17 protein-coding genes are annotated in these 19,945 nt (G+C 66.5%); 9 read left to right on the top strand and 8 right to left on the bottom strand.

The features are described from left to right. Positions 1-33 precede the first annotated feature (33 nt). Positions 34-1,629: an MFS transporter gene (locus C560_RS0100680; RefSeq protein WP_026536731.1), complete on the top strand. Its 1,596-nt coding sequence runs from the start codon at positions 34-36 to the stop codon at positions 1,627-1,629. A 39-nt stretch (positions 1,630-1,668) separates the two neighbouring features. Here the strand turns inward: C560_RS0100680 and C560_RS0100675 are convergent, their stop codons facing one another. From C560_RS0100675 to C560_RS0100660, 4 genes are all read right to left on the bottom strand, one after another. Further along, a complete protein-coding gene (locus C560_RS0100675) occupies positions 1,669-2,337 on the bottom strand; it encodes a GAP family protein (RefSeq protein ID WP_155855692.1) in 669 nt (222 codons plus the stop codon). 39 nt (positions 2,338-2,376) lie between these two features. Continuing rightward, on the bottom strand, positions 2,377-3,531 hold the full coding sequence (locus tag C560_RS20845; RefSeq protein ID WP_043422225.1) for an AI-2E family transporter: 1,155 nt from the start codon (positions 3,529-3,531) through the stop codon (positions 2,377-2,379). A gap of 97 nt (positions 3,532-3,628) precedes the next feature. Then, on the bottom strand, positions 3,629-4,015 hold the full coding sequence (locus C560_RS0100665) for an SHOCT domain-containing protein (protein WP_026536729.1): 387 nt from the start codon (positions 4,013-4,015) through the stop codon (positions 3,629-3,631). Positions 4,016-4,108: 93 nt separating this feature from the next. After that, positions 4,109-4,552 (bottom strand): hypothetical protein, encoded by a 444-nt coding sequence (locus C560_RS0100660; RefSeq protein WP_155846715.1) that lies wholly within the window; start codon positions 4,550-4,552, stop codon positions 4,109-4,111. A gap of 311 nt (positions 4,553-4,863) precedes the next feature. Here C560_RS0100660 and C560_RS0100655 point away from each other — a divergent pair, with 311 nt between their 5' ends. Next, positions 4,864-5,694, top strand: coding sequence for a class II glutamine amidotransferase (locus tag C560_RS0100655; protein ID WP_026536728.1), 831 nt, complete (start codon positions 4,864-4,866; stop codon positions 5,692-5,694). Between the two features lie 89 nt (positions 5,695-5,783). On the opposite strand, the gene C560_RS20840 is transcribed toward C560_RS0100655, so the two are convergent. Continuing rightward, on the bottom strand, positions 5,784-7,115 hold the full coding sequence (locus C560_RS20840; protein WP_197026075.1) for a hypothetical protein: 1,332 nt from the start codon (positions 7,113-7,115) through the stop codon (positions 5,784-5,786). Between the two features lie 458 nt (positions 7,116-7,573). Beyond that, complete coding sequence (locus tag C560_RS0100645) at positions 7,574-8,134, bottom strand: potassium channel family protein (protein ID WP_026536727.1); 561 nt, start codon at positions 8,132-8,134, stop codon at positions 7,574-7,576. Between the two features lie 159 nt (positions 8,135-8,293). On the opposite strand from C560_RS0100645, the gene C560_RS0100640 reads away from it, so the two are divergent. The 3 genes from C560_RS0100640 to C560_RS0100630 all read left to right on the top strand — a co-directional run bounded on the left by C560_RS0100640 (position 8,294) and on the right by C560_RS0100630 (position 12,594). After that, entirely contained in the window at positions 8,294-10,936 is a 2,643-nt protein-coding gene (locus tag C560_RS0100640; protein ID WP_197026074.1) for a helix-turn-helix transcriptional regulator, read from the top strand. A 121-nt stretch (positions 10,937-11,057) separates the two neighbouring features. Next, on the top strand, positions 11,058-11,510 hold the full coding sequence (locus C560_RS0100635; RefSeq protein ID WP_026536725.1) for a universal stress protein: 453 nt from the start codon (positions 11,058-11,060) through the stop codon (positions 11,508-11,510). Between the two features lie 100 nt (positions 11,511-11,610). Continuing rightward, complete coding sequence (locus C560_RS0100630; RefSeq protein WP_026536724.1) at positions 11,611-12,594, top strand: hypothetical protein; 984 nt, start codon at positions 11,611-11,613, stop codon at positions 12,592-12,594. A 24-nt stretch (positions 12,595-12,618) separates the two neighbouring features. Here the strand turns inward: C560_RS0100630 and C560_RS0100625 are convergent, their stop codons facing one another. Continuing rightward, entirely contained in the window at positions 12,619-12,915 is a 297-nt protein-coding gene (locus C560_RS0100625) for a hypothetical protein (RefSeq protein WP_018772742.1), read from the bottom strand. Between the two features lie 190 nt (positions 12,916-13,105). After that, entirely contained in the window at positions 13,106-13,951 is an 846-nt protein-coding gene (locus C560_RS20835) for an IclR family transcriptional regulator (protein WP_018772743.1), read from the bottom strand. 251 nt (positions 13,952-14,202) lie between these two features. Here C560_RS20835 and C560_RS0100615 point away from each other — a divergent pair, with 251 nt between their 5' ends. From C560_RS0100615 to C560_RS0100600, 4 genes are read left to right on the top strand one after another with little or no spacing between them, the layout of a single operon-like run. Further along, a complete protein-coding gene (locus C560_RS0100615; protein ID WP_026536723.1) occupies positions 14,203-15,759 on the top strand; it encodes an ABC transporter substrate-binding protein in 1,557 nt (518 codons plus the stop codon). A gap of 60 nt (positions 15,760-15,819) precedes the next feature. Continuing rightward, the gene (locus tag C560_RS0100610; RefSeq protein ID WP_026536722.1) at positions 15,820-16,773 is read left to right on the top strand and encodes an ABC transporter permease; all 954 of its coding nucleotides are present in this window, start codon (positions 15,820-15,822) and stop codon (positions 16,771-16,773) included. Next, positions 16,770-18,884, top strand: coding sequence for a dipeptide/oligopeptide/nickel ABC transporter permease/ATP-binding protein (locus tag C560_RS0100605; RefSeq protein WP_026536721.1), 2,115 nt, complete (start codon positions 16,770-16,772; stop codon positions 18,882-18,884). Before C560_RS0100610 ends, C560_RS0100605 begins: the two co-directional genes overlap by 4 nt. Further along, positions 18,881-19,888 carry an oligopeptide/dipeptide ABC transporter ATP-binding protein gene (locus C560_RS0100600; protein ID WP_026536720.1) on the top strand — a complete coding sequence of 336 codons (1,008 nt, stop codon included), beginning with the start codon at positions 18,881-18,883 and terminating at the stop codon, positions 19,886-19,888. The genes C560_RS0100605 and C560_RS0100600 overlap by 4 nt, the downstream gene beginning before the upstream one ends. Positions 19,889-19,945 lie beyond the last annotated feature (57 nt).

Below are 19,945 nucleotides of genomic sequence, written 5' to 3'. Positions count from 1 at the left end.
GAGCAAGCCAACAAGTGCGGGAGGTGGCCCGCGATGAGCTCTCCGAACGACGCCGGGGCCCAGCCGGTGCAGTTCAACCAAAGGCTGGCGCTGCTGCTGGCGATGGCGATGTTCGTGCTCGTTGTCGACACGTCGATCATGAACGTCTCGATCTCCGCGGTTGTCAACGACATTGACAGCACGGTAAGCGACCTCCAAGCGACCATCGCGCTCGAAGCGCTCGTGTCCGCCGCATTCATCCTGATCGGCGGCAAAGTGGGCGACCTGATCGGGCGCAAACGCGCCTACATCCTGGGTCTTTGCGCTTACGCCGTTGGCGCCATCGCGATGACGCTGGCCCAGAGCATTGTGCCGATCCTCATTTTCTGGGCACTGATCGGCGGCCTGGGCGCATCGCTCCTCCTGCCGGCCATGCAGTCCCTGATCCATGGCAACTTCGACGGAGCCGACCGGAAGCGGGTCTATGCCTTCGTCGGGGCATCTGCGGCGATCGCCGCCGCCGTCGGGCCCCTGCTTGGCGGGTTCATCACCACTTTTCTCTCCTGGCGTGTCGCCTTCCTGCTCGAAGCCGTCATCATCGCGATCGTGTTGTCCGGAATCAAACTCGTCCACGACGTGCCGTACACGGGACCCCGGGAGTTCGACGTCGTTGGATCGGTCCTGTCCGTCGTGGGCATGGGCGGCGTCGTCCTCGGCATCCTGGTCTGGCAGGAGGGCGGCGAGTCCGTGGCCGCCCTCATCATCATCGGCGTGGCCGGACTGTGCGGCCTTTTCTTTTGGCTCGTGCGGCGCGAGCGCCTCAAGAAGGCGACCCTCCTGGACCCGGGGCTGTTCCGTTTGAATGCCTTCCGCCTTGGCGCCACGGAGCAAATGATGCAGCAGGTGGCCCTGGGCGGCACCATGATCGTGCTGCCCATCTACCTCCAGATGGTCCTGGAATACAACGCCATGCAGGCGGGATTGTCCATATCACCCCTCTCGCTCAGCATGTTCGCGGTCGCCGTGCTCGCCGGCAAGAGAGCAGGGTCTCGCCGCCCGGCGAGCATCATCAGGTGGGGCTTCATCCTCCTGATGCTTGGGCTGGTCGCGATCCTTCCGGTGGTGCCCCGCGCGGACTCCGGCTGGTGGCTCCTGATCCCGCTGGTCATCGCGGGTTGCGGTCTGGGGCTGCTGGTATCGCAGCTGAACAACTACACGTTGTCCCCGATCTCGGACGAACGCGTCAGCGAGGCCGCCGGCGTGAACTCGGCAGCGGGCTCGTTCGGCCTGTCGTTCGGACTCGCCTTCGCCGGGGCCATCATGCTCGCGTCCCTCTCGATCATCTTCACTTCCATGGCGGAATCCAGCACCGTGCTGCCGCCCGCCGAGCAGCAGCAGGTCGCACAGGTACTTGAAGAAGACGCACAGGTCCTCAGCAACACCGCGCTTGCCGAACTCCTCGCCGGCCAGCCTCCGGCGATCCAGGACGAGATCATCCGGATCAACACGGAGGCCCGGCCCATCTCCCTCCAGATTGGTCTGCTCATTCCGATTCTCGCCAGTCTCGCTGGCCTCATCATCTCTTTCCGGATGGTGCGGATTCCCGATCCCAAGCCCGCCGGGGCCGGTGACGGCGCGTTCCTGGATTGAGGGGTTCACCGCTGCGAATGTGGTTTCGGGGCAGCCCGATCAGAGCTGGAGAAGGCTGTAGCCGACGAGGAAAATCCCAATCGCCAGCGTGGCGATCGCCGCAATCCTGCGGCCATGGCGCTGCAGCCAGTTGAAAAGGGCGGTCAAAGGCACTTGGGCCCGTTCGGGGGAGCGCAGCCACACAGCGACCGGAATGATGACTGCTGACTGGACGACGGCGGCGTAGGCGAGGACGAGCAGGCTACCTGGCAGCGGCGGCAGTTCCTGGACACTGATCACTGCGCCGGCGGTGACGGCCAGCAGGATTGCCTTCGGACGAAGGTTCAAGCCCAGTCCCAGGACGAGGAACTCCCAGGGCCGGGCGGCGCGGAACCGCGACTTCATGTTGCCAAGCATGGCGTTGTCCCGGCCGCCCTTGCTCACGAAGAGGTACACGGCGTACGCAATCAGAAGCGCACCGGTCACAATGGCAATCTGGGCCACCCATTCATCCTTATGCAGGCGCGGCGGCCTGACGGGCAAGAATTGCAGCCCGACCGCCGACAGCCCCACGACCACTATCGAACCCGCAAGGCTGCCGGTCAGGAAGGGAAGGGCGCCGCGGCGTGGATCCGGCGAGAGCAGAATCAGGATTGTCACGCTGACAGGCACGGTACTGATCGCCCCGGCCAGGGCGAAGAAGGCCAGGCTGCTGAACGTGCTCAGCATGCGGCCCTCACCGGCCCCCGGCAGCACCCCGATGGCATGTCATGCCTTCGGCCCGCTTCCGGTGTCCGGGCGGCCCGTTTTCAGTCGTCCGCGGCGGGCGCGAATCGCCTTGTCTTCTTCCTTGATGAGCACCTCGAGGTCCGTCTTGTCGCCCGTCAACGGCCGCCACCATGACAGCGAGGGGTCGGAATCGAGCAGGATGGTCCGGAACAACAGCGTCAGGGGGACGGCGAGGACGGCGCCGACAGGGCCCAGGACCACCGCCCAGAAGAGGACGGAGAAGAAGGTCAACGTCTCACTCAGCGACACGGCGTTGCCCACGTATTTCGGCTGGATGATCGACTGGATGATGCTGTTGATCCCGCCATAGATGATGATGACGGCCACGACGGTCGGCCAGCCCCCGGTGAGGTAGCCGAAGAACAAGGGCGGGATGATGGCGATGAAATACCCGATGTTGGGAATGAAGCTGCAGATGAAAGACAGCAGCCCCCAAAGCAGGGCGCCCGGGATCTGCAGGATGACCAGAACCAGCCAGTTAAACAAGCCCTGCGCTATTCCGAGGACCGTGGTGGCGACCATGTAGCGGCGTACGCTGGTGCCGAAGCCGTTGAGCGCTGAAACCAGTGCCGGACGGTGGTAGTTCAGATGGATCAACAGTGCCGGCACGCGGGAGCCGTCCACCGCCATGAGAATGAGCATCGTCAGGATGATCACGAGGCTGGTCACCAGGCTCGCGACGTTTCCCAGGAGGCCGCCCAGGAACCCGATGATGCGGCCCGGCGTAAACCCGTTCAGGACTTCCTGGGCTTGCTCCGAGCCAAATCCAACAGATTCCAGCAGCGCGGAGATGCTGGCGCCGATCTCGGCCATTTGGGGGGCGTACTGCGGCAGCAGCGCGGAGAACTGGGCGAGCGAGGCAATCAGGACTGCGGCGAAGGCGGTCAATAATCCGAAGACAGCCGCGATTGTGGTCCCGGTGGCGATGCCCCGGGAAATTCCCCGTGCCTGCATCCAGCGGCGCAGCGGATGGACACAAAGCGTCAGCACGAAGGCAAAAAAGACGGGGGTGACTATTCCCTGGATCGCGCCGAGGCCGAACGCTGCAATCGTCGCGCTGGCCAGGGCGAGCAGGATGATTAAGGTGCGGGGGAGGGCCGAACGTGGATTGGATTCCGATGGTTCCGGCTCCATGAGCCCTCCTTGGTTCAGCCTAGCCGTATCTTAGAAGCCTTCATGGCCCCATGAATAGCGAGTTGGCCAGGCCTGCTCCTCGCGTGTCAGCCCGGAGTCAGACGACAATCTTGCTCTTGATCTGGGCAAACTCCTCCGCGCTGATGGTTCCCGCGTCCATGAGCGCCTTGGCTTTGGCGATCTCCTCGGTGGGGCTCGCGGTGGCGACACTGCGGATATAGGCATCGGTTTCCTGCTGGGACTTGCGGGCCCGGGCCATGGACCGCTCCGCCATGCCCTTGCCGCGGGCAATCATGTATGCCAGCACAGTCAGGAATGGAATGAAGACCAGGAGGACGATCCAGACGGCCTTCCACCAGCCGCTGAGCTCGCTGTCGCGGAATAGGTCTCCGATCACCATGAACACTGCATACAGGAAGGCGAAGATCGCGTAGAAGATGAACAGCCACCAGAAAATGTCCCAAAAGTTCTCGAAGAAATTCATTTGGCTTCCCTACTTTCACGTGGTGCGGCGCTGCCTATGAACGCAGCCTTGGATGGGAATGGGATTCACCGCGGATATCCCGGCAGACCCGGACTAGCACTTGGCGTCATTCGAGAGATCGCTGATGGCGGCCTGCACGTTGGCGGCTTCGTCCTTGAGCGAGTTGGCCGCCTGCGTCAGGGTGGCGTCGTCGGGAACGGAGTTCACCGCGGAGGTGAACTTCTGTTGGGCAGCTTTGACGGCATCCACCCGATCCTTGGCCGCGTCACTGGCCGCGTTGACCAGATCGTCGTAGCTCTTCCGAACTTGATCCCGGGCCGCCTGGATCTGGCCGATCGTGGCGCCTGGCTTGATGGTGTCCTTGAAATTCGTCAGGGCTGCTGAAAGGTCAGTGGCGGCAGCGCAAACCGGTGAAACGCTCGCCGTTGGGCTCGCGCTGGGGCTGCTGCTGGGTCCCGAGGTGGCGCAGCCGGCGAGCAGCGCGACCGCCGCCCCGAGCGCGGACATTCGCGCGAGGACTGGTTGTGGTTTCGACATTGGACTCACCTCTCCATGGGCTTTCGCCTGGCAGCCCAATCACTGGCAGGTACCACCAGTGTTGGGTGAGGGGCCCGCATGCGCGTCACCCGCCGCGGGTGATCCTTTCGCGCTGCTGTCCGGGCCGGGCGCGCCGCTGACCAGCGGGGACGCGATGTCGTCGCCGCTGACCAGCGGGGACGCGAGGTCGGAACTATCGAACACGGGTGGGACCGATGACCTCCCACCCCGCGGCCCGAATCACCCCGGGGTGATGATGTGCCCGCTCCGTCGCCGTGATGGACTGCTGTCCACAACTGAGGGAGGATGCCATGTGCCGTTGGCTAGCGTATTCGGGTTCGCCGGTGCAACTGGAGGAGCTGCTGTACAAACCCACCAACTCGCTCGTGATGCAGAGCAAGCACGCTCGAATGGGCGTTGAAACCACCAACGGGGACGGCTTCGGCGTGGGCTGGTACGGAAACGCGCCGTATCCCGGCTTGTTCCACAGCACGGAGCCGGCCTGGAATGACCGCAACCTCCGCGAGCTGTCCGCCCAGGCGTCGGCCGGCCGGGTTTTCGCGCACATTCGAGCCTCGACCGGCTCGGCAGTCCAACAGACGAACTGCCATCCATTCCGCCACGGCAGCTGGCTATGGATGCACAACGGACTCATCAGGGATTTCCCGACCGTGAAGCGCGACTTGGCCATGGCCGTTGAGCCATCGCTCTTTCCGCTGATCGAGGGAGCCACGGACTCAGAGCTCTTCTTTTTCCTGGCCCTGACCTTCGGGCTGGAGCAGGACCCGAGGGCGGCCGTGGCTTCCGCGGTTGGACTAATTGAAGACGTCGGCCGGCGCCACGGGATCGAGCAGCCGCTCCAGATGACAGTGGCCACTACCGACGGCGACACCACCTGGGCGTTCCGCTACTCGAGTGAACGGCAGTCCCGGTCGCTGTTCCACAGCACCGACGTCGCGACCCTTCGCGTCCAGTACCCGGAGAACCCGTTGCTTCATGACCTGGCGGACAACGCGCGCCTGGTTGTCTCCGAACCGCTGGGGGACCTCCGCGGGGCCTGGCGGGAAGTGCCCGAGGCTACCTGCGTGGTGGTGCACGGCGCCGGGGAGGACCTCTTCCCATTCTCGCCGACCGCCCCCTAGATTCGCTTAGTCTCGGCGGCTGCGGCGGCGGCTGCCCAGTTAGCGCCGGCTGGTCCGGCGCCAACTGGCTGTCCGGTCCCGACAATCCGTCACCCGCCGGTCCCTCCGGCGTCGGTCGCCCGGGGAATGGGAGTCTTGGGATACGTGTCATCGGGAGGGCCGCCGGCAGTGACGGACTCACCGCCGGACTCGACACTGGACTCACCGTCAGGCTCGACGGCGGACTCACCGCCCGGCTCGGCGCCGGGCTCGGGCGCTGGCACGCCGGCTACGGCCGGCCGGCACAGCAGTTCGACCACGAGAATGACCAGCACGGCCAGCACGGCCGTCCAGATGGCGACTGCCGCCGTCGGGTCCTGCCAAAAGATCAGCACCAGCACAGCGATGCCGACGACGGTGGCTTCGATGATCCGCCGGTAGCGGGCCAACCAGAGCTGCCATGGCTTCGCCTGGCCACCGCCGATCTTGCCGGTGATGTAGTCGCCCGCAGTCGCCAGGCCGTGCCGGACATACTCCGCGGGACGCGAGTGGCCGCCCAGAAAAGCTGCCAGGGCAATCAACAGTCCGACGACGAAGACAAGGCGCAGGCTGGTGCGCAGCGGTACCAGGAGTGCCTCGACCAGGCTTTCGGCCGCGGCGGGGGAGACCGCACTCGACGGAATCGAGTCCAGGACGTAGTTCCGCCCGATCACGAGGGCCAGCGCCAGCACGGCCATTGACACCGCCACGGCCAACCCCACGCCGCTCGTCGTGCTCCGTCTCCGGCCCCGGGGGGCAACAGCAATGGCATCCACGGCGCTGAGCACCGTCAGCCACGCCAGGATTGGGCCGAGCCGGTCCAGGGTCCGGATGGTTTCCGTGGCACGGACCAGTTCAGGAGACTGGAACAGGGCGATCTGCGCGTCCACTTCCGGGATCCTCGAGGCGATGTCCACCCCCTGCTGGACAAGTAGGGTCTTGACCCGGGCGATGATCTCTTTCGTGGAAATCGACACCGTGCCGTTCTCGTCAATACTGACGGTGCCTCCCGTGCTTCCCGTGGCAAGGTTAACCAGCCCCTGGTGCGCGACCCGGTTCACCTGGATCCAAAGATCCTGGAACTGCGGTGTCGCCACGAATCTGGCCACGGCGGTATGGATCAGCGATTTGGTCTGTTCCGCAAGCATCGGGGCCAGCCCGGTGAGCACGGCCGCCACGCGGGGCGCCGTTTTTGCGAGCTCGCTCAGGGCATCCCGCGTGATGGTCTGGAAATCCACGGCGTCGGTGATCTGTTGGGTGACCTTGTCGGCGATTTCGGCCTGGATCGCAGGGTCCGAGGCCAGCGGTGCGACAGTGGCCACGTAGCGGTCGGTGTCGATGACTTCGCTGCGCAGGTAAAGGGCCGGAACTGTCGCGAAGGCCAACAAGCCAGTGAGAACCACCAGCACGATTGCCACAATGCGTCGGGCCAGCCCAGGATGCCGCACGGACGGCCTCGGGGGGGCCTGGCGGGCAGCGTCCCGTTCCTGCTGGAGACGGGCAACTTCGGCCCGTAACCGCAGGATCTCTTCCTGATCCGGGCTAGCGGGGCCAGCGGGCTGATCGTTCAGCGACATGAGGGGATCCGCCTTAGCTTGTGTTCCGCGGCTGGGCATTCACGGCTATTTTCATTGTTCACTCGGCGCACCGGTCCAGCCCCACCCACACAGGGTGATCTGTCACGCCGGGGAAACGCCCGCCACAGCCGCCCCTAAGGGATGGACGCCGCACGTCGGACGTGCAGATTGGCGGACCGGACCCGGCACTGCCAAAGGTGTCCGGGTGCCCGCTCTTTCATATCCCGCGAAATTTCAGCCGGCCGGCGTGCTGTCATCCGTTTTGGGTGATGACGCCGGCCGGATCAGGATTCACTGCCCAGACGCCGCCCGGCCGCGAAGAAGGCCACTTTTGCGATCAATAGGAGTGCACCCAAATCGGTAATCATTTGGACGGACACGACTCCCCTCGCCAGCTGGCTTACCGGCGCAATGTCCCCGAACCCGACGGTGGCAAACGTGGAAGTGGTGAAGTAAAGGGCATCGGTTCGGCTCAGGGGCTCGCTAAACGCCGCCGCAGATGTGATCGACATTGATGTGTAAAGCAGTGCGAAGAGGCACAGAAACATCAACAGGGTTTCGGCGACAGCCGCGGCCGCCCGGACCCTCGGGATATGCGCCACGAGTATCAGCCGCAATTGAATTGCCAAGACTGCGAAAAAGACCAGCACGACAGCCGCCAGGCGGATCCACGCGGCCGCGGGATCGGCGTCATTGAATCCCCCGACGGGAATAAGGAAATACAGGGTGAGGACCACAACCGAAAAAGCGATGAGACGTGCAATCGCGAAAATAATGACCCGCCTGCGGTCGGCCTTGTCGAGGTCATGAAGGAAAATCGGGTCTGTCGGGCTGCCGTGCTTCATAGGCATGACTGATGATACCGCCGGGCATGCAATTCGTGCCGTGCCGCAATCGGGCAGACGCAATTGCCGTATTTTCGCGTACTGTCGCGCTATGGAGCGGCGCACAAGGGGTCTTTGCGCCCTGTTGGTGCCCTTTTGCGCCCACCTAGCATGTGGAATGTGAGAGATAGGCTAGACGCCGAATGGGTATCGGGTCCACAGTTCAAGATCCGTCCGCCTGTGCGCGGCCTCGGAGCGTTGGAGCGTCCACGTCTGGAAAGCGCCCTGTCCGCGGCCGCAGATTCGCACCGCCTGACCCTCGTCGCGGCCCCGGCCGGCTACGGCAAGTCCACGTTCCTGGGTGATTGGGTCCGCAAGTGCGATCTGCCGTGCGCTTGGCTGTCGCTGGACCGGTTCGACACGCAGCCCGCGCGGCTGTTTCACGGTGTCGTTGGGGCGATCCAGTCCGCGGCGAGCAAACTGCCGCTGCCCGGAACCGACGCCCTCCTGGCTCTTGACCCGGGCCTTGCCCACGACCGGGCGGCCTCCTACGACCTTCTCCTCGGGGCGCTCGAGCACCTCACCGAACCGATCGTCCTGGTGATCGATGACGTCCATTTGGCCGGACCGGGACTGGCGAACGGAATCGTCGGGGTGCTCGCCGCATCGGCACCCCCCTCACTGCGGCTGGTCCTCTCGGGACGCGGCCATACGTCCATCCAGCTCGAAAGATTCCGGTATGGCGAGGGACTGGGTGAACTTCGCGCCGCCGAACTCGCCTTCACGCGGGAGGAAGTTGCCCAGTTCGCCTGTGCGCTGGGACAAGATCAAACGTTCGATGCCGGGTCGCTCTGGAAGATGACTGCCGGCTGGCCCGTGGCCGTCCACGCCAGCCTCGTCTCGTTGGCGCAGGCGCGCAACGTGCCGCTTGCAACGCCAGGCTCCGCGCCTACGCACATCCCGCTCGCCGACTACGTCGCAGAAGAGATCCTCGACCAGATCGAACCGTCGCTGGCCGAATTCATTCTCAGGGCCACCACCAGCGACTGGCTCGGCCGCCAGCTCGCCGTCGAACTCGAAGGCCGTCCCCGCGGCGGCGTGCTGCTTGAGGAATGCCTCCGCAACGGGCTCTTCATCGAGGAACACGAATACCGCGAGGGTGAATCGATGTTCCGGTGGCATTCCCTCTTCGCTGCGCAGTGCCGGCGCATCCTGCAGCGGCGCGACCCTTTGCTCGCCGAGCGTCTGCACCGCGTGGCGGCACGGTACTACCAGGACGTAGACGTCGTCGAGTGCGTCGCCCAGGCGCTGCAAGGACGCGCACCCCGACAGGCCGTGATTTCCCTCGGCGCCCATTGGCTCGAATTCCTGCTCGGAAACGACGTGCAGACCCTCGAACGGCTGTGCCTGGACCTGCCCGCACCGTGGGGCGAGGATCCAGAGATCCTGATGATCCGATCGGTCTGCCGTGCCCTTTCCGGCGACGGCACCGCCGCGGCCGAGCTCACCGACCGGGCGCTGTCGCGGACCTTCGTTCTGGACGCAATTCGCCGCCGGAGGCTTGACAGTTACCGGGCGCTCTACGAGCCGCTGCCTGCCGACGGCCGCCTGGACCTGCCCACCGAGACGGACGACGCCCGGTCGACGACGGACATTTCAGGGGATGGCCGCTCCAGCTCCTTCTCGACAGGACTTTTCCTGCTGGCCCAGGCAGAGTTCCGGCTGCACCGCACCGGCGAACTCGCGACGGCGCTGCTCCAGGCAACAGGGGCCACAGGCAACCCGGAACAGCTGGAAGCAGTGGAAACCTGTGCCCAGGCCGAACTCGCGTTGGCTCACGCCGTCGCCGGTGACCTCGTGAGCGCCGAGGAACTTGCCACGGCGGCGTTGGAACGGGGAGAGGCGCTGGGCTGGAATTCGCGGCAACGGATGGCTCCCGCCTGGCTGGCCCGTGGCATTGCGTGCTACTGGAATGACGATCTGCAGGCTGCGCGGACCTGCCTCACCAAAGCGCAGCGATTGGGCAGCGAACTGCTCCCGACGGGCCCGCTCAGCGCCATCTATCGGGTCCTGGTTGATTGCGCCGATGGCGACCTGGCCTGCCTGGCCGACTCCAGCGCGGCGCTGGAGTCCTTCCACGGGCGGGGACGGTACGCCGTGTCGTGGAATGCTCTGGACACTATCGCGGTGGCGAAAATTGCCGACGCCAGGGGCGACCGGGACGGAGCTTTGCGGACCGTCCAACCACTCGGTGCCGGGGGGCACGGCGCATTGGCGGATACGCTGCTGGCGGAGTTGCTGCGCCGCGAAGGTGACACCGCCGCTTCGCAACGCTGTGCCGAGTCACTGGCCGATCGCCGCGGCAGCTCATATATCGACACCTGCCTGAGCCTGACCGAGGCGATCATGGCCCATGGAACCGGGGATTCTGCGGCGGCACACGAGCGGATTGAACATGCAGTCCTCCGTGCCGAGCCTGAAACCGTCCTGCGTCCTTTCGCCGAACGGAGAGAGGAATTGGCGGATCTGCTCGTGGAGCATGCGGTGTGGGGCACTGCGCACGAGTCGTTCATCGCAGCGCTGATGGCGCGCGAGGCGCAGGGGGAGACCCGCCTTCGTGCACAGTCCTACTGGAACCTGACCGAGCGCGAACGCGAAGTCCTTTCCTACATGCGCTCCATCATGACCGCGGCTGAAATTGCCGAGGCGTTGTATATTTCCGTGAACACCGTCAAGACCCACGAACGGTCCATTTACCGCAAGCTCGGGGCGGTAAGCCGGCGCGACGCGCTCAAGACGGCCACCAAGCGCGGCATCGTCTGACCACCGCGGCACCCTTGGTGCCCTGCGCGGCGGGGCGCCGGTCAATTCACTCTCGTGGTTTCATTCCGGATGGGGTCCGAGGCCCCTAGGCGCCGCAAACCGGCGGTGAAAGTCTGGAACCATGAAAAAAGTTGATCCCTTTGTGATCGTGATCGGATTTGACGGCTCGAAGCAATCACACGAGGCCCTGGCGTGGGGTGTTGAGGAGGCCCGGTACCGCAGTGCGGAGCTCCGGGTCCTGACTGTCTGGAACAAGGCGCCGATGGCGTGGTACCCGGCCATGCTGGAAACGGCGGCAGGGGAAATCGTGGCAGAGGACTCCCCGGAGCAGCAGGCTGAAGCGCTAAGCGCCGAGGCGGCGAAATCCGCAGTCGGTGTCAATATCGTGACGCGGACCATCAAGAATGACTCGGCGGCATCGGCAATTCTTGAGGCCGCAAAGGAAGCCGACCTGGTGATCGTCGGCTCCCGCGGCCACGGCGGCTTCGCCGGGCTGCACATCGGATCGGTCTCCGCCCAGGTGGCCAGCCACTCTCCGTGCCCCGTCCTGGTGATCCGGCCGAAGACCTCCTGAACGTCCGGCCCGCTGGTCACGGCCGTCCGGTGGCAACGCCGCGTGCCTGCTCCGCTGTGACCACCTGATGCCAGCGGGCCGGGAGCGCTACCATCGGCGTATGACCGTCCTGGACTGGCTGATGGATTCGGATCCTTCCCTTCGATGGCAGGTGTTGCAGGATCTCGGCGACGCCGCGCCCGAGGTCGTTGCCGCAGAGCGCGCACGGGTAGCGACCGAAGGCTGGGGTGCCCGCTTGCTGGCATTGCGGGACGAGGACGGCCAATGGGCGCATGGCGCATATTTCCCCGCCAGAAGCGACCGCCCCGACGGCGACGGCGCGGATGAAGCCGGCGGTGACCCAGGTTGGGACCGCGTCCCCCAGCCGTGGACCGCCACAACGTACTGCTTGCTCCTGCTGCGTGACTTCGGGATCGACCCGCGAAGTGAGCAGATGCGCCAGACCATCGCCCTGGTCAGGGACAACTGCCGCTGGGAGGAGGGCGGCCAGCCGTATTTCCAGGGCGAGGTGGAACCGTGCATCAACGGTATGACGGTGGCTCTCGGCGCCTACTTTGATCAGGACGTCGACGGCGTCGTCTCCCGGCTTGTCAGCGAGCAACTGGACGACGGCGGGTGGAACTGTTGGGCGGAATCCGGCGCCGTGGTGTCCTCGGCCGCGACGACGATCAACGTCCTCGAGGGCCTCCTCGCCCACGAACGGGTCACGGGCGGGTCGGCGCAGTCCGTGGACGCGCGGCGCCGGGGCGAGGAGTATCTGCTGGAGCGAGGCCTGTTCCGACGCAAGAGCACCGGCGGGGTCATAGACCCGGCGTGGCTGACGTTCTCATTTCCGACCCGCTGGCACTATGACGTGCTCCGTGCCCTGGAGTACTTCCGTTCGGCGGGAGAGCTGCCGGACCCGCGCCTGGCCGAAGCCGTGGAGTTGCTCCGGTCAAAGAAGCAGCCCGACGGGACCTGGTTGCTCGAAAACACGCATCCCGGGATCGTCCATTTCCCGGTTGATGACGGTGACGGACGGTCCAGCCGGTGGAACACCCTCCGCGCGTTACGTGTCCTCGACTGGTACGGGCGCGCTGTTTGAACTGGCTGTGTGAGTGGCGAGCCGCTAGGGCAAGACCTTGTAGAGGTCGATCACCGTCTCTTCGGGCGGAGCGGCGAAGCCGCCCTCAATACCGGCCTGCATCCGGGGCATGAGGATCGTGTCCCGGAATTTTTCCCAGCTCTCTTTCGATTCGTGGACTGCCATGATCGTCCAGCCACCAGCGGACGCCCCGGCGGCGTGGAAGGTCTGCCCCTCGGGCAGGAGCCCCGCGCCTGGATGGACGGCTGCAAGTGACGCTTCGTACTGTTCCTTGGTGCCTCCCGGGAAAAAGTGCACGATTCCGTAGGGCGTGGTGGCCATAGCAACTCCTAGGCTGGTGGATGGGACTGGACAAGGCCAGTCCTAGACTCCGCCACCGGGCATGTCAAGTGGTCGCGGAAGCAGGCCGGGGACCCGAGTGCACCGCCGGTTCAACTTTACGATTCGTGATCCCAACGCCGCGCCGGGCCTTTCCAATGGTTGGAAGGGCCGGTGGTTGGCAGGGCCGCGGTCAGCCGTCCGACAGGGTCCGGACGTCCTCGGCCAGGGCGGCCCGGTAGCCAAGGTTTCGGGAGACCGCCCTCGCGGTGGCCATCACCGCCGGGGCCAGGACGTTTGGCGGGGTGGTCCCGTCCGGAACCACGATCGACAGCGCGGCCACCACCGTGCCCTGGGCATCAAAGACGGGCGCCGCCACGGAAACAGTCAGCGACGGCGCGGACCGGCGGATCATGGCAATCCCCGTCCGGTGGACGTCGGAGAGGGTGCGCCGCAGTTGGCCTTCCGGCATGGCAGCCACGCCCGGTTCAGTCTCTGCTGGTTCTTTCAGGATCTTTTCCTGGAATGCCGCATCCGCGCCGGCCATCAGGACCAGGCCGACGGCCGTGGAGCGCAGGGGGAGCCGGCCGCCCACCCGGTAGGCGACTTCCGTGGCCTGCTTGGAGGAGAGCCGTTCGATCAGGACGGCCTGGTCCTTGTCCCGTACGGCCAGCAACACGTGATGGCGCGTCACCTCGAAAAGGTCCTCAAGGTAGGGCAACGCGATTTCCCGGATGCCATGGCCCCTCGGGGAGAGGGACGCTATTTCCCACAGCCGGACGCCCACAACGTAGCGGCCGTCGTCGAGGCGTTCCAAAGCGCCCCAGGCGACCAGCCGGGCAATGAGGCGCAGCGCCGTCGGGGCGGGCATCTGCGCATAACGGGCCATCTCTGACAGGGTCAGCGCCCGACGTCGGTCCGTGAAGACAGCGAGCAGGCTCAGGGCCCGGTCGATCACCGGTTCGCCCTGTTTGGGCCGCTTGCCGCGCGCGGCGGCCGGTGTTTCAGCGGGGGAATGGGTATCCGCGGGTGCCGTCATTCGTCTTCGTTCCTTCTTCGTCGCCAGTGACGCTCACCACAATAGTGTTCCAACCAATGAAAATCTCATGTGACGGCATGTCGTCCGCCTACGACTCTTGATGAAGCCGGTCCACCCGACCGCATCTGGGGGAAAGGGCCAGGAACGCACCGGCGCGGGACTGCCAACGTCCGGCCGGTCCGCTTCAGCCCCGACCCCCACCAGATGCCGAAAATCCCCGTTGTTTTGGAAAGAATGCGAAGGCGCACTACATGAAACTTCTGAACCCAACCGCCCGACGGAGCGCGGCCGTTCTGGCCGGTGTCCTGATGCTCAGCTCCGTGACCGCCTGCGGCGGCTCCGGCCAGGCGGCCTCCACCGTGGACAAGAGCACCCTGACAATCGGCGTCGAGAGTGACAGCGCGTCCTTCGGATTCGACCCGCTGCGGGTCTCCGACGCACAGCGTCAGTTCTTCGAAGGCCTCTACGAGAACCTCATGACCCTGAAGGCGGACGGCTCCGTGGGCCCGGGCCTGGCCACCGGATTCAGCTACAACGCCGACAACACCGTGCTGACCCTGACGCTCAAGCAGGGCGTGACGTTCACGGACGGGTCCACGCTGGACGCGGCACTGGTGAAGGCCAACTTCGACCGCCGCACGGATCCCGCCCTCTCGGCGTACTCCGCCATCGCCAAGGGCGGCGCCCAGGAACTGACGTCCGTGGACGTCCTGAGCCCCACCCAGGTGTCCCTGACCTTCGCCAAGGCGCAGCCGGGCTTCGAGAAGAACCTGACCTCCACCCTCGGCATGATCGTTGGCAAGGCAGGGGCCGCGGACACGGCAAGCCTGGCCGCCAAGCCGGACGGCTCCGGGCCGTACACGCTGGACTCCGGAACCACGGTCAAGGGCAACAAGTACGTCCTGCAGAAGAACGACAAGAACACCGACGCCGCGAAATACCCCTACAACAAGATCGTCTTCAGCGTCATCCAGGATCCGCAGGCCCGCGCCAACGCCCTCGTTTCCGGGCAGGTGGACGTCGCCCAGCTGACCTCACCGACCGTTGACTTCGTCAAGGCCAAGGGGGTGGGCGTCTCCCAGATCGGCGGCACGGTCCAGACCATGGTCGCCTTTGACAAGACCGGCAAGACATCGCCGGCCTTCGCCAGCGAAAAGGTCCGCCAGGCGTTCCAGTACGCCATCAACCGGCAGGCCCTGGTCGATGCCCTGCACAAGGGTGACATCGCGGCGTGGAATGCCCTGCCCAAGGATTCAGCCGGTTTCACGGAGGCACTGAATTCACAGTTCGCCTACGACCCCGCCAAGGCCAAGAGCCTGCTGGCGGAGGCCGGCTACGCCAACGGCTTTGAATTCACCATCGTCGCGAGCGCCACCACGCAGACAGATCTCCAGGCGGTCCAAAAGGACCTGGCCGCCGTCGGCATCACCATGCAGGTCAAGATGGCGACGTCGACCGATGAGGCGTTCGCCGCCGTCGCCACCACCCCGCTGGGCTACGCACCGCTGGGCTGGGACAACCCGGTGGGCCTGATGTACGGCGCGATCCTCAACGGCTTCACCAATGTCCAGAAGGCCACGGACGATCAGCTCAGCGCCGCCACCGGCGAGGTCGCCGCCGCCAAGGACGATGCCGCCCGGAAGGCGGCGCTGACCAAGCTCAACACCCGGCTGGTCGAATCCGGCTGGATGATCCCGCTCTTCGAATCCCTCACCAACCAGGGCTACAACACCAAGAAGGTCAAGCCGGTGGAGTTCGCCGGCAGCAACGTCTACCCGCTCCTCTCGTCCTACGCTCCGGCCAACTGACCACCCACCCTGCCGGACGGCCTTCACCCCAGGCGAAGGCCGTCCGGCAGGACCTGACCAATGGAGGTCATCATGGCGATTTACGTCGCAAAGCGCCTGCTCATGGCGCTGGCCACCGTGCTGGTGGTCGCGGTGCTGGCATTCCTCTTGGTGCACGCCATGCCGGGCAGCCCCGGAGCCGTGTCCCTCGGCGCCGGCGCCACCCAGCAAGCCATTGACGAGGTCAACGTCCGGCTCGGCTGGTCCGACCCGCTGCCCGTCCAGTTCTTCCGCTGGCTCGGCAGCGCCGCGCAGGGTGACTTTGGGGTGTCCCTGATCGACGGCCGCTCCGTGAGCGCCGACCTGGCCAGCAGGCTGCCGGTGACGGCGGCCCTCGCGGCCGGAGCCACGCTCCTGAGCGCGGTACTCGGAATCGGTCTTGGCGTCACGGCAGCCGTGCGCGGCGGCCTGGTCGACCGGATCGTCGGCGCCGTCTGCGGCCTCGCCGTGGCGCTGCCGGCCTTCTGGATCGGCATCATCTTTGTGTACCTCTTCGCCGTCCAGTCCTCGGTCTTTCCGGCCACCGGCTACGTCCCCTTTGAGGTCGCACCCCAGGATTGGGCCCTGTCCCTGGCCCTGCCGGTGATCACCCTCGCCGTGGGCGGTGCGGCGTTCATCGCCCGCCAGACCCGGGCCTCCATGCTGGAGGCGCTGCAGCAGGAACACATCCGGACCCTGCGGGCAACGGCCACCCCCACCTGGAAGATCCTGTACATCCACGCCCTGCGCTATGCCAGCCTGCCGATCGTGGCCGGCATCGCCCTGCAGTTCATCGGACTGTTCGGCGGTTCCGTGATCGCGGAGCAGCTCTTCGCCATGCCGGGCCTCGGCCAGGCAGTCCAGACCTCCGTCAGCACCCACGACGCCCCGTCCGTGCAGGGCGTGGTGGTGGTCGCCACCGTCGTGGTGGTGGCCGTGAACCTCGTGCTGGAACTCGCCACTAAGTTTCTCGACCCGAAGTTGCGTGCCTCATGATCCCTTCCATTGCCCCCGCGCCCGTCCCCGCCACCGCGAATGCGGAAGATACAGGCACAGGCGAAGCCACACCCGCCGGCACCGCCACGGGAAGGCCCGGGCCCGGCCCCAAGGCCGCGGTCGGCCGGATTCAGGCCCACCGCCTGTTCGCGGCACCCGGTGCCGTGGCAGGCGTGCTCTGGCTGGCGGCCCTGGTGCTTGCCTCCCTCACGGCGCCGTGGTGGCTGCCGTACAAGACCGAGGACCAGGACTTCGCCGCCATCCTGTCCGGCCCCACCGCCGCCCACTGGCTGGGCACCGACGAACTGGGCCGGGACCTGCTTAGCCGCATCTTCGCCGCAGCCGCCGGCACCTTGGGGACATCGCTCATCACGGTGATCGTCGGCGTCGGTCTAGGCACCGTCCTCGCGATGGTCGCCGCGGCGGGAAAACGGACCGAAGGGCCGATCAGCCGCGTCACCGAAGTCATGATGTCCTTGCCCGGCACCGTGATCATCCTGGCGGTCATCGGTGCCGTGGGAACGAACATTCCCGTCGTCATGGCGATTCTGGGCGTCCTCATCTCGGCCGGCATCTACCGCGTGATGCTGGGCCAGGCCACCGCGCTGCAGTCACAGCTCTACGTCGACGCCGCCAAAGTGGACGGCGTGAGCACGCTCGGCATCAGCCTGCGGCACGTGCTGCCCGGGTTGAACAACACGATCGTGGTGCAGTCCGCCCTCATCTTCGCGGTGGGCATGCTGATCCAGGCCGGCCTGGCCTTCATCGGATTCGGGCCGCCCATCCCGCAGCCCAGCTGGGGCGGCATGATCCAGGGCGCATCCCAGCACGTCTACGACGCCCCCTGGCTGATGGTCCCCACCGGTGCGGTCCTGGCGCTGACGGTCCTCGCGGCCAACGCCATCGGCAACGCCCTGGGGAAGGCCCCGAATGCGGCCGCCTCCCATCTGCCCTCCGCCGCGGACCGCCGACGCCGGGCGGCTGCGTCCGCTGCTGCGCCGTCCACCGCTGCGGCTGCACCGTCCGCGGCGCCGGACGAACCCGCCACGGCCGGCCGCCTGAGCGTCCGCGGGCTCTCGGTCGGCGTCGACGGCGGCACGCCGCTGGTCACGGAGGTCTCCTTCGACGTCGAACAGGGGACCGTGCTCGGGCTCGTGGGCGAATCCGGCTGCGGCAAGACCATGACGGCGTTGTCCCTGCTGGGCCTGTTGCCCTCCGGTGTATCCGCCAGCGGAGGCCAGATCCTGTGGAACGGCCGGAACCTTGCGGCCGCCACGGAAAATGAGCTGGCCGGCGTCAGGGGCCGGGAGATCGCGCTGATCTCCCAGGAACCCATGCGTGCCCTCGATCCCATGTTCACGGTCGGCTACCAGCTGGTCTCCGCCATCCGGCGCCTGCGGAGCATGGGCAAAGCCGAAGCGCGCACCGAAGCCCTGGGCCTGCTCGAAAAGGTGGGCATCGTGGACGCCGCCCGCATCCTCACCACCTACCCGCACCAGATCTCCGGCGGCATGGCCCAGCGCGTGGCCATCGCCCTGGCACTGGCCGGCCGTCCCCGGCTGCTGGTCGCCGACGAACCCACCACGGCGCTGGACGTGACGGTGCAGGCCGAGATCCTCTCGCTGCTGCGGGCACTGGTCAAGGACACCGGCATGTCCGTGGTGATGGTGACACACGACCTCGGCGTGGTGGCCGACATCTGCGACACCGTGGCCGTGATGTATGCCGGCCAGGTGGTGGAAAGCGGCCGGACGGCCAACATCCTGGACAACCCCCGCCACCCGTACACCCTGGCGCTGCTGGCCGCCGACCCGCACGCCAACACCGCCGAGGACATGCCCGTGCGGTTGGCAACCATCAACGGCCAGGTGCCGCAGCCCAAGGACTGGCCTGGCGGGTGCCGGTTCATGGCGCGTTGCCAGTTCGCCGGCTCGGCCTGTATGGCGCCGGTCCCGCTGGTGCCCTCCGGCTCCGACGACGGCGTAGTGCGCTGCGTCAAGGCCGACGAACTGGCCGTGGAGGGCCTGGCCTGGGTGGCCACCGAAGTACCCGCCCACCGTGTCCTCGACATTCTTGAGATGGACAGCAGAGTTAAGAAGGACAGGCCATGAGCATCGAAACAGCGGTACGCCAGGACGGAACAGCGCAGGCCCCCGAGCAGCCGCTCCTTGACGTGGTGGACCTTGTGGTCCGATACGGCCGGGGCCGGAAGGCCGCCGCGATGCCGGCCGCGGTGGACGGCGTGAGCTTCAGCATCCGGCCCGGGGAGACCGTGGGCCTGGTGGGGGAGTCCGGCTCCGGAAAGTCCACGATCGGCAAAGCCATCCTGGGCCTGGAAAAGTGCAGCGGGGGTTCGGTCAGCTACAACGGCACGGACATCACCCATGCCAGCCCCGCGCGGCGGCGTGAACTGGGCGGCGAACTCCGGGCCGTGTTCCAGGACCCGAACTCCTCGCTCAACCCCCGGCAAAGCATCGGCGCGTCACTGGCCGAACCGCTGCGGATCCGCGGCGTGGCCGCACGGGAAGCCCGGCAGCGCGCCGAGGACATGCTGGCCAGGGTGGGGCTTCCGCGCGAGGCCGTGGACCGCTTTCCCGGCCAGTTTTCCGGCGGCCAGCGGCAGCGGATCGCCGTCGCCCGGGCCCTGATCTGCGAGCCGAAACTCGTGGTGTGCGACGAAGCGGTCAGCGCGCTGGACCTCTCAACGCAGGCCCAGGTCCTGAACCTCCTGGCCGACCTCCGGGACGAGCGGGGGCTGAGCTACCTGTTCATCGCCCACGATATCTCCGTGGTCCAGTTCCTCGCCCAGCGCGTCGTGGTGCTCTACCGCGGCCAGGTCATGGAAAGCGGTCCCGCGGCAGACGTCACGGAGTCGCCCCAACACCCCTTCACCCAGGCGCTCGTGGCGGCCTCGCCCGTGCCCCGTCCGGCGGAACAGGCCGAACGGCGGCAAAAACGCGAAGCGCTGGGCGTGCGGACCGCGGCGGCCGCCGCTGCCGCGCCCGGCGGCTGCCCCTTCAGCGAGCGCTGCCCGCTGGCCACGGACTTGTGCCGGACCGAACGGCCGGCCCTGCGGAACGTGGGCGCGTCCGACGTCGCCTGCCACTACGCCTGAACCGAACCCGTGCCGGTCCTGATCCCGTGACGCCAGCGGCACCGCGCACCCCCCCAC

Origin of the sequence: Arthrobacter sp. 9MFCol3.1 (assembly GCF_000620385.1) — a bacterium.
Classification (GTDB): domain Bacteria; phylum Actinomycetota; class Actinomycetes; order Actinomycetales; family Micrococcaceae; genus Arthrobacter.
This window is presented reverse-complemented; position numbering and strand designations above follow the sequence as displayed.